This is a genomic window from Microbacterium rhizosphaerae (assembly GCF_034120055.1).
Classification (GTDB): domain Bacteria; phylum Actinomycetota; class Actinomycetes; order Actinomycetales; family Microbacteriaceae; genus Microbacterium; species Microbacterium rhizosphaerae.
Window position 1 is genome coordinate 568,440 of sequence record NZ_CP139368.1, and the last position, 14,567, is coordinate 583,006.

Annotated in this window: 13 protein-coding genes; 7 read left to right on the forward strand and 6 right to left on the reverse strand. The window is 69.3% G+C overall.

The window, feature by feature from the left end:
• Positions 1–2: 2 nt before the first annotated feature.
• Together SM116_RS02655 and SM116_RS02660 are read right to left on the reverse strand one after the other, a co-directional pair.
• Positions 3–1,022 (reverse strand): zinc-dependent alcohol dehydrogenase family protein, encoded by a 1,020-nt coding sequence (locus SM116_RS02655; protein WP_320942914.1) that lies wholly within the window; start codon positions 1,020–1,022, stop codon positions 3–5.
• Positions 1,023–1,033: 11 nt separating this feature from the next.
• Positions 1,034–2,281 carry a multidrug effflux MFS transporter gene (locus SM116_RS02660; protein ID WP_320942915.1) on the reverse strand — a complete coding sequence of 416 codons (1,248 nt, stop codon included), beginning with the start codon at positions 2,279–2,281 and terminating at the stop codon, positions 1,034–1,036.
• Between the two features lie 103 nt (positions 2,282–2,384).
• Here SM116_RS02660 and SM116_RS02665 point away from each other — a divergent pair, with 103 nt between their 5' ends.
• Complete coding sequence (locus tag SM116_RS02665) at positions 2,385–3,296, forward strand: helix-turn-helix domain-containing protein (protein ID WP_320942916.1); 912 nt, start codon at positions 2,385–2,387, stop codon at positions 3,294–3,296.
• A 95-nt stretch (positions 3,297–3,391) separates the two neighbouring features.
• Here SM116_RS02665 and SM116_RS02670 read toward each other — a convergent pair whose 3' ends face one another.
• On the reverse strand, positions 3,392–4,672 hold the full coding sequence (locus tag SM116_RS02670) for an MFS transporter (protein ID WP_320942917.1): 1,281 nt from the start codon (positions 4,670–4,672) through the stop codon (positions 3,392–3,394).
• Positions 4,673–4,769: 97 nt separating this feature from the next.
• Here SM116_RS02670 and SM116_RS02675 point away from each other — a divergent pair, with 97 nt between their 5' ends.
• Entirely contained in the window at positions 4,770–5,138 is a 369-nt protein-coding gene (locus SM116_RS02675; RefSeq protein WP_320942918.1) for a helix-turn-helix domain-containing protein, read from the forward strand.
• 180 nt (positions 5,139–5,318) lie between these two features.
• Here the strand turns inward: SM116_RS02675 and SM116_RS02680 are convergent, their stop codons facing one another.
• The gene (locus SM116_RS02680; RefSeq protein WP_425563297.1) at positions 5,319–5,900 is read right to left on the reverse strand and encodes a TetR/AcrR family transcriptional regulator; all 582 of its coding nucleotides are present in this window, start codon (positions 5,898–5,900) and stop codon (positions 5,319–5,321) included.
• Positions 5,901–6,003: 103 nt separating this feature from the next.
• On the opposite strand from SM116_RS02680, the gene SM116_RS02685 reads away from it, so the two are divergent.
• Genes SM116_RS02685 through SM116_RS02700 form a run of 4 tightly spaced genes read left to right on the forward strand, consistent with a single transcriptional unit; the run spans position 6,004 to position 10,604 of the window.
• Positions 6,004–6,345 (forward strand): cupin domain-containing protein, encoded by a 342-nt coding sequence (locus SM116_RS02685; RefSeq protein WP_320942920.1) that lies wholly within the window; start codon positions 6,004–6,006, stop codon positions 6,343–6,345.
• Entirely contained in the window at positions 6,342–7,661 is a 1,320-nt protein-coding gene (locus tag SM116_RS02690) for a flavin monoamine oxidase family protein (RefSeq protein WP_320942921.1), read from the forward strand. The genes SM116_RS02685 and SM116_RS02690 overlap by 4 nt, the downstream gene beginning before the upstream one ends.
• Positions 7,662–7,694: 33 nt before the next feature.
• The gene (locus tag SM116_RS02695; RefSeq protein ID WP_320942922.1) at positions 7,695–9,158 is read left to right on the forward strand and encodes an APC family permease; all 1,464 of its coding nucleotides are present in this window, start codon (positions 7,695–7,697) and stop codon (positions 9,156–9,158) included.
• 30 nt (positions 9,159–9,188) lie between these two features.
• Complete coding sequence (locus SM116_RS02700; RefSeq protein ID WP_320942923.1) at positions 9,189–10,604, forward strand: aldehyde dehydrogenase family protein; 1,416 nt, start codon at positions 9,189–9,191, stop codon at positions 10,602–10,604.
• A gap of 20 nt (positions 10,605–10,624) precedes the next feature.
• Here SM116_RS02700 and SM116_RS02705 read toward each other — a convergent pair whose 3' ends face one another.
• Both SM116_RS02705 and SM116_RS02710 read right to left on the reverse strand, forming a co-directional pair.
• Complete coding sequence (locus tag SM116_RS02705; RefSeq protein ID WP_320942924.1) at positions 10,625–11,404, reverse strand: SDR family oxidoreductase; 780 nt, start codon at positions 11,402–11,404, stop codon at positions 10,625–10,627.
• A 171-nt stretch (positions 11,405–11,575) separates the two neighbouring features.
• Positions 11,576–12,613, reverse strand: a complete 1,038-nt coding sequence (locus SM116_RS02710; RefSeq protein ID WP_320942925.1) for a LacI family DNA-binding transcriptional regulator — start codon at positions 12,611–12,613, stop codon at positions 11,576–11,578.
• A gap of 105 nt (positions 12,614–12,718) precedes the next feature.
• Between SM116_RS02710 and SM116_RS02715 the strand changes: the two genes are divergently transcribed.
• Positions 12,719–14,497 carry a glycoside hydrolase family 35 protein gene (locus SM116_RS02715; protein WP_320942926.1) on the forward strand — a complete coding sequence of 593 codons (1,779 nt, stop codon included), beginning with the start codon at positions 12,719–12,721 and terminating at the stop codon, positions 14,495–14,497.
• Positions 14,498–14,567: the final 70 nt, after the last annotated feature.

Here is a 14,567-nt window from a genome sequence, read left to right on the forward strand (position 1 = left end):
TCTCACACCGAGAGCAGCACCTTGATGGCACGTCGTTCGTCCATCGCACGGTAGCCCTCAGCGGCCTGCTCGAGGGGCAAGGTGAGGTCGAAGACGACGCCGGGATCGATCTCACGGTCCCAGATCAGCTGGATCAGCTCCGGCAGGAACCGCCGAACCGGTGCCGGCCCGCCGTGCAGGTGCACGCCGGAGAAGAAGAGCTCCTGCCCGTCCAGCGACACGTCGTGGGAGACACCGACGAACCCGACGTGCCCGCCCGCGCGGGTCGCGCGGATCGCCTGCATCATCGCCTCCTGCGTGCCGACCGCCTCAATGGTCGAGTGCGCACCGAGACCGTCGGTGAGCTCCCTGATCCGCTCCACACCCGCGTCGCCGCGCTCCTCCACGATGTCGGTCGCGCCGAAGCGGCGGCCGAGCTGTTGGCGGTCGGCGTGGCGCGACATCGCGATGATGCGCTCCGCACCGAGCTGCTTCGCGGCGAGGATGCCGAGCAGACCCACGGCGCCGTCGCCGACCACGGCGACCGTCTTCCCAGGCCCGGCCTCAGCAGACACGGCGGCGAACCAGCCGGTGCCGAGCACGTCCGATGCGGCGAGCAGCGACGGGATCAGATCCGTATCCGGCTGGCCCGGGGTGGCGACGAGGGTCCCATCGGCAAGCGGCACACGGACGTACTCGGACTGCGCGCCGGTCGCGGCCCCCGGCTGCCGGTGCACACAGTGCGTCTGGTACCCGGCGCGGCAGATCTCGCAGGTGTTGTCGGACGCGAAGAACGAGCCGACCACGAAGTCGCCGACCGTCACGTTCCGGACGTCGGCACCGATCTGGGTGACGACGCCGGCGTACTCGTGACCCATCGGGTTGTGATCGACGTGCTCGGCACCGCGGTACGGCCACAGATCGGACCCGCAGATGCAGGTCGCCGCGAGCTTGATCACGGCGTCGGTCGGCTCGACGATCGCGGGCATCTCGCGGTCTTCGACCCGGACATCGCCAGGGGCGTACATGATGACTCCACGCATTGGTGTTCTCCTTATCGGGTGACAGGGGCAGGGACCGTCGCGCGGCTCGAGATTGTGCGGACGCGACGGGGAAGGCGGGTGGGGAGGAGAAAGGATGCGGCCGCGAGGACGGTCGCGGTGACCGCGACCATGCCCAGCGGCAGGATGCTGACCGCCCCGGCGATCCCCACGAGGGGGGCCGCGACGCCCCCGAAGCCGAAGCGCACCATGCCCAGAAGCGACGACGCGGTGCCCGCGATCTGCGGATAGCTGACGAGCGCCAGTGTGGTCGCGGGAGGCGACGTCGTGGCGACGCCGCTCGCGAGCGCGAACAGCGACGCGAGGACGAGCCACAGAGGCACATGGGTCAGCCCGGCCAGCAGCAGTCCGAGGGCGCCGAGTCCGGCGACGCCGATCCCGATCGTCAGCGTGCCGCGCACCGACCACCGCTCCGCGACACGCCCCGAGAGATACCCGAAGACCATGAACCCGGCCGAGTTCGCTCCGAACGCCAGCGCATATGCCTGCGGCGAGAGGCCGTAGATGTCCTGCAGCACGAACGTCGCACCGGCCAGGTAGGCGAACAGGGCGGCGTACAGGAAGCCCTGGTTCAGCACCGCGCCCCGGAAGACCCGATCGGACGCGAGCGTGCGGAGATCATGCAGGGTGCGGGAGAAGCCTCCCGCCGTCCGCTGCCCTGCGGGCAGCGTCTCGCGGAAGACGACAAGCGTGAGGGCGAGGATGCCGGCACCGATCGCCGAGAGGACCACGAAGAGCCCCCTCCAATCGACGACGCTGCTCAACATGCCGCCGAGCAGCGGTCCGACGATGGCGGCGAAGCCGCCGATCACCGTGAGCCGGCCGTAGAAGCGGATCAGGGCGCCGCCGGAGTACACATCCCGTCCGGCTGCCTGAGCGATCACGATGCCGACGCCGCCCGTCAGGCCCTGGACGAGCCGAGCCGCGACGAGGAGCTCGATGCTCGGGCTCGCAGCGCACAGGGCCGACGTCACGATGTAGGCGACGATCCCGATGATCAGGATGCCGCGGCGGCCGTACCGGTCGGACAGCGGTCCGGCGATGAGCTGACCGGCGGCGAGCCCCACGAGGCAGGCGGTCACGGTCAGCTGCGCGATGGAGGTCGCGGCGGAGAGCTCGAGCGTCAGGGCCGGGAGCGCCGGGAGGTACAGGTCCATCGAGATCGGACCGAACACCGTCAGGAGCAGCAGGAGAGCCGGCAGCAGGCGACCGGCCTTCGGGCGGATCATCGGTGGGGTCATGGGTTCCAGCGTCGCGTGCAGCGGTGCGAACGCGGGAGTTCCTGACGAGACGTGTACCGACAGGGCACCCCTCTTCTGCCGCGACCGGCTTAGCCTGCTATGCATGGACAATCGAGCCGAGGTGCGGGAGTTCCTGATGACCCGCCGCGCCCGGGTGACCCCCGAGGCCGCCGGCCTCAGCGCCGGCCCGAACCGGCGGGTCGCAGGCCTTCGCCGCAGCGAAGTCGCGGCTCTCGCCGGCGTGAGCGTGGAGTACTACGCGAAGCTCGAGCGCGGTTCGATCGCCGGAGCCTCCGCATCCGTCCTCGACGCCATCTCCCGAGCACTGCAGCTCGACGACACCGAGCGCGCGCATCTGCTCGACCTGGCCCGAGCCGCGGACGGCATCCCGACCAGCGGCCGCCCGCGCCGCCGCGCTTCCACACCCGGCGCACCCCGTCCCAGCCTTCAGTGGGCGCTGTCCTCGATCACCGATGCGGTCGCGTTCGTACGGGACCCCCGGCAGAACCTGCTCGCCACGAACGAGCTGGGCCGCGCGTTCTACGCGCCGGTCATCGGCGGCGGCGGCCGCACGCCGAACCTGGCGCGATTCCAGTTCCTCGATCCCGCGTCGCGCGACTTCTACCCCGACTGGGACCTGTTCGCCCGGATGTGCGTCGCGATCATGCGTGCCGAGGCCGGCCGGGACCCCCACGACAAAGAGCTGCAGGATCTCGTCGGAGAGCTCTCCACGCGCAGTGAGCTCTTCCGTACTCTGTGGGCCGCCCACGATGTGCGCACCCACGGAGCGGGCACGAAACGGTTCCAACACCCCGTCGTCGGCGAGCTGACCCTCGCGTACGAGGAGCTCGCCATCACTGCCGAGCCAGGGAACGTGCTCCTGGTGTACACGGCCGAGCCCGGGTCGCCCACCGAGGAGCGGCTACGGCTGCTGGCATCGTGGTCCGCCGAGGTTCTCAAGCCTGAGCGAGTCCTCCCTCAATCTCGCGATGGGGCCGCCGCTGGCCCCAGTTGACCGCATCCTGGTCCACAAGGAGAGGGGAGGACGTGACCTCCGCCGTGGCGGTGGCCAACACGGGAGCTTCGTGGTGCGGATCGGGCGGGAGGCCCTCATACCGCGCCCGCGCGGGCCTTCCGGCGGCGTAGCACCAGCACGAGCAGCACGATCGCCACCGCTTGCAGTACGACGACGATCGTGATGAGCGCGGGAACGTTCGCGTACAGGGCGCCCGCGACAATAGCGCCGGCGAGCGCGCCGGCGCCCTGGAAGACCGCGAACCAGCCGTACGCCGACCCGCCTCGACCGCTGGGCGCGAGCTCGGCGACGAGGGCCTTCACCGTGGAGTCCTGCACACCGGATGCCGCTCCCCACAGCACGATGCCGGACACCACGGCGACGAGGGTCGCGCCGAGCGACAGTCCGGGCACGAACACGGTGAGAATCGGGACGGCGAGCAGCACCGCCGGACCCCAGCGGTCGTACGCCCACCCGGTCGCGAGCGCCGAGACCGCCGCCGCTGCCATTCCCACGGCGTACAAGAGCGGTATGGCGGGAAGCGCGACGAGGCCGGTTTGGACCAGGTGGAACGACACGATGCTGTAACTGAGAAGGCCGAAGGTCGTGAGGCCCGCGAAAAGGGAGAACAGGAGGAACGTGCCGTACGTCTTGCGGGCAGGGGCCGGGACGGCTGCGGGCGCTGGGGCGGACGGCTGGTCGGATGTCGCGGGCCCCGCATCCGCACGCCGATACAGGCTCGGATCGGGCACCCGCGCCCGCAGCCAGAACAGCAGGACCATCGCGACGGCGGCGGGGATGATGAGCACCAGGAACGCCGGCCAGAGCGTGCCGGCCACGGCGGTGATCCCGGCGACGAGCAGGGGGCCGGAGAATGCGCCGATCTGGTCGAGCATCTTGTGTACGCCGAAGCCCCGGCCGGCGCCTACGGCCTGGGCGGCGTCGGCCAGCAGCACCGTCTTGGAGGGGGCGCGCACGGCCTTGCCGGTGCGCTCGATCAGCAGCAGCGCGCACGCCACTGCAAGGCCGACCGACCCGAGCAGCGGGGTGATCGCGAGCAGGGGCACCGATATCGCGGTCATCGCGTACCCGACGATCGTGAAGGTCCAGTACGCCCGGGTGCGGTCGGACCAGGGACCGGTCACCAGGCGCAGGAGCAGCGCGAGCGCCTCCGCGCCGCCGGCGACGACGCCCACGAGCACCGCCGACGCGCCCAGCCCCGCCAGCAGGGCGCCGCTGACCGATGCGGCGCCGTCGGCGACCATGTCGATCCCGAGACTGACGAAACCCAAGCCCATGACCATCGACCACGGCGCAACCCGAGGCGCTGGAGTATGCGCGCGGTCGGGGGGCGCGGGGCGGTCAGGACTCGTCATGTCGCGCCCAGCCTATGGGCGGCCCTGGTTCGGCTGGTGCGGGTGGGGTTCGCGCGTCGCGTGGTTCCGAGCCGGCCGGGGTGCGCCGCGAGGACCATTGCGTGGCGATGAGGATGACGACGGCGACGACGGGGAGGATCGCGCACCGGAAGAAGACCGCGGAGTACCCGAGGTCGCCGATCCCCGCGACGGCGATGATCGGCCCGGCGATGACCGCGCCGACGCGGCGTGTGTTCATGAACAGCCCTGTCGCGAGGCCGCCTTCATCCGCGAGCGACGTCTGGACCGCACGCGCTACCTTCTGGAGAACACCCGGATCCCGTTGTCGGACATCGCCGTGATGTGCGGATTCGGCGAGCTCAGCACGTTCAGCCGCGCCTTCCGCCGGTCGTCGGGGGTCGCCCCGAGCCAGCACCGCCGCGCCGCCCGCGAGCGGGCGGCATCGCTGAGCCCGGCCGTCGCCTGAATCGCTGACCGGCATGCTCCGGAACGGCGAGGCCGAACAGCTACCGCACGCTGGACCGCCGAGTCGACCGCACGCGCGGGAGCCGCAACCGCGCATTGCCCGGATAAGGATGGCGAGCGCGCACCAGGACCTCCACAGGACACTGCCCGGGAACCGACCGCGCCCGACTGAGTCCGCGAATCAAGCGCCGACGTTGGGTCGCGTGGCGGCTTGGACGGAACTCCAGAGGTCGTGCAGCGCCCTCCGCAGGCCGTCCGTGTCGACGCCGGCGATGTATTGGAGCACGAGCCCGTCGAGCGTGGCGAACACGCGACGGGCCGTCGCTGCGACGTCTCCCGTCACGCCGGCCTCGGCAAGGCTTTGCTCGACGACGTGCTGGTATCGGTCGTAGAGCCGCTCGACGTCCGGCCGGAAGAGGGGGTTGCGGCGAGCTTCGAGGATCATCTCGTACTGGAACGCCTGCAGCTCGGGTTGATCGGTGATGGATGCGAGCAACGAATCGACGAACGCATCGCCTGAGCCGAGTGCAAGGAGTCCGGTGGTCTCGATCGATCGCTCCACTGCCCATTCGAGCGCTGCGGCGAGCAGCGCCTCCCGGGTGCCGAAGTGGTGGGCGACCAGGGAGTTGTTGACGCCTGCAAGGTCCGCCACCGCCCGGAATGTCAGGCCGCGAAGGCCTTTGTCGGCGACGACCTGAACGGTTGCCGCGACCAACAGGTCGCGGCCTTCGCCGTACGCCACCTTGCGACTCACGCGCCCCATGCTACGCAATCGCGATGATCCCAGATCTGCTCTTGTCACAGAACTAAGCAGCTGCTTAAATTAGTGCGTGCGAAGACGCACCGCCGTGTCGAGGAGGACGCAGATGTCGACAGACCAGTTCACTGTGCTGGGCGTGAAGGACCGAACGCTCGCTGAGCCGTTCGAGGTGGGCACCGTGCAGTGGGTGCGCCGGCCCGGTGACGGTGGCCGTGAGGAGTTGTCGTCGGGATTCTGGTTCATCTCGCCGGAGCAGACCCCTGGGCCGATGGAGGTCGAGGGCCACGCGGATGAGACGGTCTACATCGTCGAGGGTCGGGTTCGCGTCCAGCCCGCCGGTGAGGACGCGGTCGAGCTGACGGCGGGATCCGTCGCGTCGTTCAACAAGGGTGTGCCCGTCACGTGGACGGTCCTCGAGCCGACCGTCGAGTTCTTCGTCTACTCGTGAGCCGCACTGATATGCGCAGTGAATACGACGTCATCGTCATCGGAGCCGGCTTCGCCGGCCTGACCGCCGCCCGTGAGCTCGCACACGCCGGCCGGCGCGTCGCGGTCCTGGAGGCCCGTGATCGCATCGGCGGCCGCACGTGGCTGGACAACCGCCTCGGGCTGGACCTCGAACTGGGCGGTACCTGGGTGCACTGGACGCAGCCCTTCGTGTGGGCTGAATTGCGCCGCTACGGCATCGGTCTCGCCCCCAGCCCCGAGCCGCGGAACGCCTACTGGTGGGACGGCGCTCGCGCCGTCGCGGGGAGCCCCGACGAGCTGCTCGAACTGCTGAACCGCCCCAACGAGCTGCTCTCCGCCCGGGCGCGGGAGGTGTTCCCGCAGCCCTTCGCGCCCCTCGACTCGGCGCTGCTCGCGGACTTCGACCGTGTCTCGCTGCTGGATGAGATCGACCTGCTTCCCATCACGGCGGAAGAGCGGTCCCTCCTGACCTCGTTCTGGACACTCAACTTCAACGGCGTCATCGACGACGCCGCCTTCACCCAGGCGCTGCGGTGGGTGGCGATCACGAACGGCGACTGGAAGGTCAACTTCGAGGCGTGCGCGACCTACAAGATCGCCGGTGGCACTCGCGCACTCGTCGACGCGATCCGCGACGACACCGATGCGGACTTCTTCTTCGGCACCGATGTCCGTGTCGTCGATCAGTCCGGCGACAGGGTGATCGTGGCGACGGCGAACGGACGCGACTTCGCAGCATCCGATGTCGTCCTGACCGCACCCCTGCAGACGCTCTCCCGCATCGCGTTCACTCCCGAACTCCCCACGCCCGTCGCCCAGGCGGCCGAGCGCGGCCAACTGGGTCTGGGAACCAAGGTGTGGTTCACGATCGAGGGCGAACATCCCGCGTTCGTCGCGATGGGTGCGGCCGACTGGCCTCTCAATTTCTTCCAGTCCGAGTACGTCAAGGACGGTCGCACGTTCGTCATCGGATTCGGCCGCGACGCGCACGCGATCGACGCGCCCGACTCGGCGGCGGTCCAGAGCATCCTGAATCGTCTCGTACCGGACCTGACCGTCCTCGAGAGCGTCGGGCACAACTGGGTCGACGACGAATATGCGCAGGAGACCTGGCCCATGCACCGCACGGGCTACCTCACTGAGTCACTGCCTGCACTGCAGCGGCCCCTCGGCAGGGTCCGTCTCGCCGGCTCCGACATCGCCGATGGATGGGGCGGTTTCATCGACGGTGCCATCGACAGCGGGATGAAGGCCGCCCGCGCCATCCTCACCACCCCCCATTCAGTGACCGTCTGACCCGGCCGGTCGCAACAGATCAAGGAAGATCACATGACCGTGAACGAAGCCTCACCGCTGCCCGTCCCCGAGGCGCGCACCACAATCACAGGATCCACCTCCTTGCGCGAGGGCGCTGTCGGAGTGCTCGGCATCCTCTTCTTCGTCCTCTCCGCCCAGGCGCCCCTGACCGGGATCGCGGGCGCGCTCCCGCTCACCGTGTTCCTCGGAAACGGCGCTGGAGCGCCGGGCGCATACCTCGTGATCGGCGTCATCATCGTGCTGTTCGCGATCGGGTTCATCGCCATGAGCCGCCGCGTCAAAGCGAAGGGCGCGTTCTACGCCTACGTGACCGCCGGACTCGGCCGCAGGACGGGCACCGGCTCAGCCTGGCTCGCCCTCCTCGCGTACGCGACCGTACAGGCGGCGATGTACGGACTGTACGGTGCGAGCATCGCCGGCCTGTTCGCGGCGATCGGAGTCACCATCCCGTGGTGGCTGCCCGTGCTGCTCACGATCATCCTGATCCAGGTGCTCGGGTCGCTGAACATCGAACTCGGCGCGAAGGTGCTCGCCGTCCTCGTGGGCTGCGAATGCGCCATCCTGCTCGTCTTCGCGTTCGTGATCCTCCTCACCGGCGGCGGTCCTCACGGCGGAAGCCTCAACATCGTCGCGAGCTTCTCGCCGTCCGCGATCATGTCGGGCGCACCCGGCGTCGCACTCATGTTCGCCGTGGCGTCGATGTTCGGCTTCGAATCCACCGCGATCTACTCCGGCGAAGCGAAGGACCCCAAGCGCACCGTGGCCCGCGCCACCTACCTCTCGGTCGGAGTCATCGCGATCTTCTTCTCCTTCGTCTCATGGATGTTCGTCTCGTACTACGGCGCCGACCACGTCGTCGCGGCCGCGCAGAAGGCAGTGACATCGGGCGACTCGACCAGCTTCGTGTTCGACGCCCTGAGTGGCACGCTCGGATCGTGGGCGGGCGCGGTCGCGAACATCCTGCTGATCTCCTCCCTGTTCGCCGGCATCCTCGCGTTCCACAACGGCATCAATCGGTACGTCCACGCCCTCGGATCGCAGCGGTCGCTGCCCGCGCGACTTGCCCGTACCAACCGGCACCAGGCGCCCCACGCCGCGGCATGGGCTCAGACCGGGATGTCGGTCGTGCTGGTCGCCCCCTTCGCGCTCTTCGGACTCGACCCGGTGCTGACCCTGTTCTCCTGGTTCAGTGGCCTTGCGGTGGCCGCCCTGGTCGCGCTGTACGTGCTGTGCTCGATCGCGATCGTCGTCTACGCGGTACGCAACCACACCGGCGACATCTGGCAGACGCGCATCGCTCCGATCGTCGCGGGCATCCTCCTGCTCGGCGTGCTGGGGCTCGTCGTGCTGAACTTCACCGCGCTCATCGGCGGAGAACTGCTCACTGCCGTGCTCCTGCTCGCGGTCGTGCCGATCGCCTTCTTCATCGGATTCGCGACCGAGCGTCACCCGAAAGACATCCTCGCCGACGCCTGACATACCGCCGACTCCTCTGAAGGAACTCCAATGTCCCAGACCGACACCCCTACCCTTCTCGACTCCGTCACCGTGCCTGTCGAGCAGGGTCGTGCCATCCCCGATGCCGCCACCCGCGAAACGATCGGCTACGCACCTGTCCACACCGTCGCCGACCTCGATGCCGCCATCGCGTCGGCCCGCGCCGCGCAACCCGCGTGGAGCGCGCTCGGACACGCCCAACGGTCCCGCATCCTCAACTCGATCGCGGATGAGATCGAGGCGAACGCCGAGGAGCTTGCTGTGCTGCTCTCGCGGGAGCAGGGCAAGCCCCTCAACGGGCCCAACGCCCGCTTCGAGGTCGGGGCTTGCGCCGTGTGGACTCGGGATGCGGCTGATACCGTGCTCGAGCCAGAGGTCGTCTTCGAGGCCGAGGACTCCCGCGCCGAGATCCACTACGACGCGCTCGGCGTCGTCGGCGCCATCGGCCCCTGGAACTGGCCGATGATGATCTCGGTCTGGCAGATCGCCCCGAGCCTGCGCATGGGCAACACGGTCGTGGTCAAACCGAGCGAGTACACGCCGCTGTCGGTGCTCGCGCTCGTCGAGATCTTCAACCGCCACCTTCCGGCCGGCGTGCTCACGGCGGTCAGCGGCGACCGGGAGGTCGGTGCCGCGTTGGCCGCGCACCCCGGACTCGACAAGATCATGTTCACGGGCTCGACCGCGACGGGCCGCCGGATCGTGGAGTCCTCGGCGCACAACCTCGCGCGCCTGACGCTCGAGCTCGGCGGCAATGACGCCGGCATCGTGCTTCCCGGAACAGACGTCGCAGCCATCGCCGACGACCTCTTCTGGGGCTGCTTCATCAACACCGGCCAGACCTGCGCGGCGCTCAAGCGCCTGTACGTCCACGACTCCGTGTACGACGAGGTCGTCGACACTCTCGCCGGGATGGCCGCGGCTGTGCCGATGGGCGGCGGCCTCGACGAGGGCAACGTCCTCGGCCCCCTGCAGAACGAGAAGCAGTTCGAGATCGTGTCGCGGCTCGTCGAGGACGCCCGCGCCCGCGGCGCGCGAGTCGTCGTCGGCGGTGAACCCGCAACCGACCTCGGGCCGTTGTTCTACCGGGCGACGGTGGTCGCAGACATCGAGGACGGCGCATCCCTCGTCGACGAGGAGCAGTTCGGACCAGCCATCCCTGTCATCAAGTACACCGACCTGGATGATGCGGTGCGACGCGCCAACGCCTCACAGCAGGGCCTCGGGGCTTCGGTCTGGTCGAGCGATCCGGACGAGGCCGTCGAGGTCGCGACGCGCCTGCAGGCGGGAACCGTATGGATCAACCAGCACGGTGCTCTCAACCCGCACATCCCCTTCGGCGGCACGAAGCAGTCCGGCTACGGGCAGGAATTCGGGGTCGCCGGACTCAAAGCCGTCGCGGCGCCCAAAGTCATCAGCCGGTAGCCGACGGCTCTCGCGCGCGGCTACCAGACCGAGTCGCCGCGCATGACGGCATCCGACCCGCCGTCGATGTAGATGATCTGGCCGCACAGGTGGGCGTTCTGCTCACTCGCGAGCCAGACGAGCAGTTCGGCGGCGTCACGGGGCTCGAAGAAGCCGTTCAGTGGCATGGGAACCAACTGGGCGAGCTGCTGCCGGGCCTCGTCGCTGGCGGTGAGGTCGGCGGTCATCGGGGTGAGCACCACACCGGGTGCGATGGCGTTCAGCGGGATCGAGGCGCCCGCCCATTCGGGACGGGGGGCGGTCCGACGCACCCAGCGCGAGAGCGCGCGCTTCGCCGTGCCGTAGATGAGGCCGCCCGTGTCCGGATTCTCCGCGAGCTGGACGGCTCGCGCGAGAGCCGCCGATTCATCCCCCGCGAGCAGCGCATCCAGAAGCGCCTCGTCCGGCGGGAAGAGAGCGGCCATCGACGACACGAGGACGGCGCGCGGCGCGGGCGACTGCGCGAGCAGCGGCCGAAGGCCTTCGAGCGTCGCGACGGTCCCGAAGTAGTTCACCGCGACCGTCGACGGTGTCGGCGTGGCAAGACCCGCGATGGCGAACACGGCATCCACGCTCCCTCCCGACAGATCGCGGACCTCATCGACGAGTCGGCTGCGCCCATCGACCGTGCTGAGGTCTACGCAGACATCCGCATTCGCGATGTCGACGCCGATGACACGCTGCCCGCGCTCGACGAGGAGCTCCTTCGTCGCCTTGCCGATGCCGCTTGCGGACCCGGTGACCACATTCGTTCGGACCATGACACTCCTCGTTTCGACCTCATGCCGCCGGAACAGGCGACCCGATGACTGATCCTGGCCGGCGGCCCGGTCGCCGGTTGGGCCAGAAGTCCTATGACTCTGAACGCTTGCGGGCCGGGTCGGCGGGGCAGACCGTCCGGAAACACGTGCGCGTCAGGGTGACGACCCGCGTCATGTCGTAGTACCGGGTGCTCGCGGTGGTGCCGTTGATGCGCGTACGACGAGGGTCGGGTCCGTCTGCGGCAGGTCGCCGACGGTCTCCCGGCCTTCGATCTGCGCGATGAGCCGCAGCGTGGCCGCGCGGCCGAGCGCCTCGAACGGCTGCCGGACGGTGGTGAGCGCGGGCGAGGCGTACGCCGCAAGCGCGATGTCGTCGACGCTCACGACGGAGATGTCGTCGGGAACGGTGCGACCGGCCTCGTGCAGGGCGCGGATGAGGCCGAATGCCATCTCGTCGCTCGAGACGAATACCGCCGTGGCATGCGGAATGGCGGCGATCGTGCGCCCGGCGCGGTAGCCGGATTCCGGGGTCCAGTCGCCGGGGATGACCGGCGGCGGAATGATGCCGCGATCCTTGAGCGTCTGCTCCCATGCCTCGCGGCGCTGCTGCGACTCGAGCCAATACTCGTCGCCGGACACGTGCCAGACGGTCTCGTGGCCGAGATCGAGCAGATGCTCGACGGCCAGACGCGCGATCGCGCGCTGGTCGACGGCGAGGGGCGCGTCATCCGCGAGAGATACCCGCTCGCTGCGGATCGACGGGGTGCGCTCCATGCGCATCCGCATCGCGGGCCGATCGAGCTCGACGGGAACGCCGATGACGACGCCTTCCGCGCCTTGACGCTCGAGCCGGTCGAATGCCTCCAAGAACGCCTCGCTGGATGCATGGTCGGCCACGGCAGCCGTTGTGACCGTGTAGCCGTTCGCAGCGGCCGCACGCTCGATCCCCACGCTGAGCGCGGCGGACGAGTAGCGGTCGGTCGAAACCAGCAGGAGGCCCAGCAGGCGTGTGCGGCCGGACGCGAGGGATGCGGCGGCCGCGTGCACGCGGTAGCCGAGCTGGTCGACGACGGCCATGACGCGGCGCGCGGTCTCCGGGCGCACGCTTCCCTGACCGGAGATCACGCGCGACACGGTCTGCGTCGAGACACCCGCGAGGCGGGCGACGTCGACCTGGCTCGGAGACTTGTCTGGCTGGCGGGGAGACATGGTGCCAATGGTAGCGGTGAACCTCAGGGAAATCAGGTGATTTCAACGAAGTTCGATGCGATAATGTGAGCGCAAACATTCGGCGTTATGAGTACATGGAGAAACATGACCGACATACTGGCCTCGACCCCGGTCGTCGTCACCTCGGGTGCACCGGCCCTGACCTGGAGCCCGGCCGGCCTGCGCCGTCACGGCCGCGAACACCGGATCCTCTCCGGTGCCATCCATTACTTCCGTGTGCATCCCGATCTCTGGGAGGACCGCCTGCGGCGCCTGGCCGCGATGGGCGCGAACACCATCGACACCTACGTGCCCTGGAACTTCCACGAACGCAGCGAGGGCGATGTGCGGTTCGACGGCTGGCAGGATCTCGAGCGATTCATCCGGATCGCGGGCGAGGTCGGCCTCGACGTGTTCGTTCGCCCGAGCCCCTACGTGTGCGCGGAGTGGTCGAACGGCGGCATCCCGTTCTGGCTCAGCGGGCGTTCGCGCGCGCTGCGCACGAGCGACGAGAACTTCCTGGCGGCGGTGGATGCGTGGTACGACCAGCTCATCCCTCGCCTGGTACCGCTGCAGGCCGCGTTCGGCGGTCCGATCGTCGCGATCCAGGTCGAGAACGAATACGGATCGTTCGGCAGCGACGCCGCCTACCTCGAGCATCAGCGCGAGGCGCTGCGCTCGCGGGGCATCGTCGAGATGCTGACGACAGCCGACGGTGTCAGGTCGGACATGGTCGAGCACGGCAGTGTTCCCGGCGCGATGGCGACCTTCACGTTTGGCACAGGCGTCTCCCGAGCGATCGAACTCCAGCGCGATGGTGACGCACTCATGTGCGCGGAGCTGTGGGGCGGGTGGTTCGACCACTGGGGCGAACGCCATCACGTGCGCTCGGCGCCGAGTGTGCGCGAGACCGTCGACGAGCTCCTCGCGGCGGGCGGATCTCTGAGCCTCTACATGGCCCACGGGGGCACGAACTTCGGCCTGTGGAACGGCGCGAACCACGATCGCGTCCTCCAGCCGACGGTCACGAGCTACGACTCGGACGCTCCCATCGGCGAGGACGGCACGCTGAACGACAAGTTCCACGCGGTGCGCGAGGCGTTCGCGGTGTTCCACGATGGCGAGCTGCCACCCATCCCGCCCGCGCCGGTGTTCCAGGTCCCCCAGTCGGTCCCGTTGTCGCGCCAGGCGGGCCTGCTCGACGTCGTGCGTGCCGTCGCCGTGTCGGCGACGACCGCGGGGCCGCTGACCTACGAAGAGCTCGGCGCCGAGGACGGCCTGGTCGCGTACGAGACGCAGGTCGCGTTCGCGGAGGGATCGATCCTGACGGTCGCGGGATTGCACGACCGGGCGACGGTGTTCCTGGATGACGAGCGCCTGGGAACCCTCGAGCGCGACGGCGAGACCTCGCTCCCGCTTCCCACCGTCGGCGGGTCGGGGCGTCTGACGATCGTCGTCGAGAGCCTCGGGCGCATCAACTACGGACCGCTGCTGGGCGAGGGCAAGGGCATCATGGGCGGGGTGCTCGTCGACCGACGCTATGTGCACGGGTGGGCGCACCGCATCCTTCCCCTCGATCCGCCCACGGTCGTGGGCTCGGCACCCGCGACGGGCGGGTCTGCCCTCGCAACCGTCGAGCTGGAGGCGCCTGCCGACGCGTGGCTCGCCTTCCCCGGCGGCGAGAAGGGCATGGTCTGGCTGAACGGGTTCCTCCTCGGCCGGTACTGGAGCAGGGGCCCCCAGGAGACGCTCTACGCCCCGGCCCCCCTGTGGCGCGCGGGGCGCAACGAGGTTCGCGTTCTCGACACCGACCAGCTCGGCGGAGTCGTCGAGATCCGGGAGCGGCCGTCCTTCGGACCGACTGAGGAGTACATCGGGTCCTGACACCGGCACCGACGGAAGAAGGGGCCGCCCGCGGGCGGCCCCTTCTCTCGCTGCTCGAGTTCGGTCGATA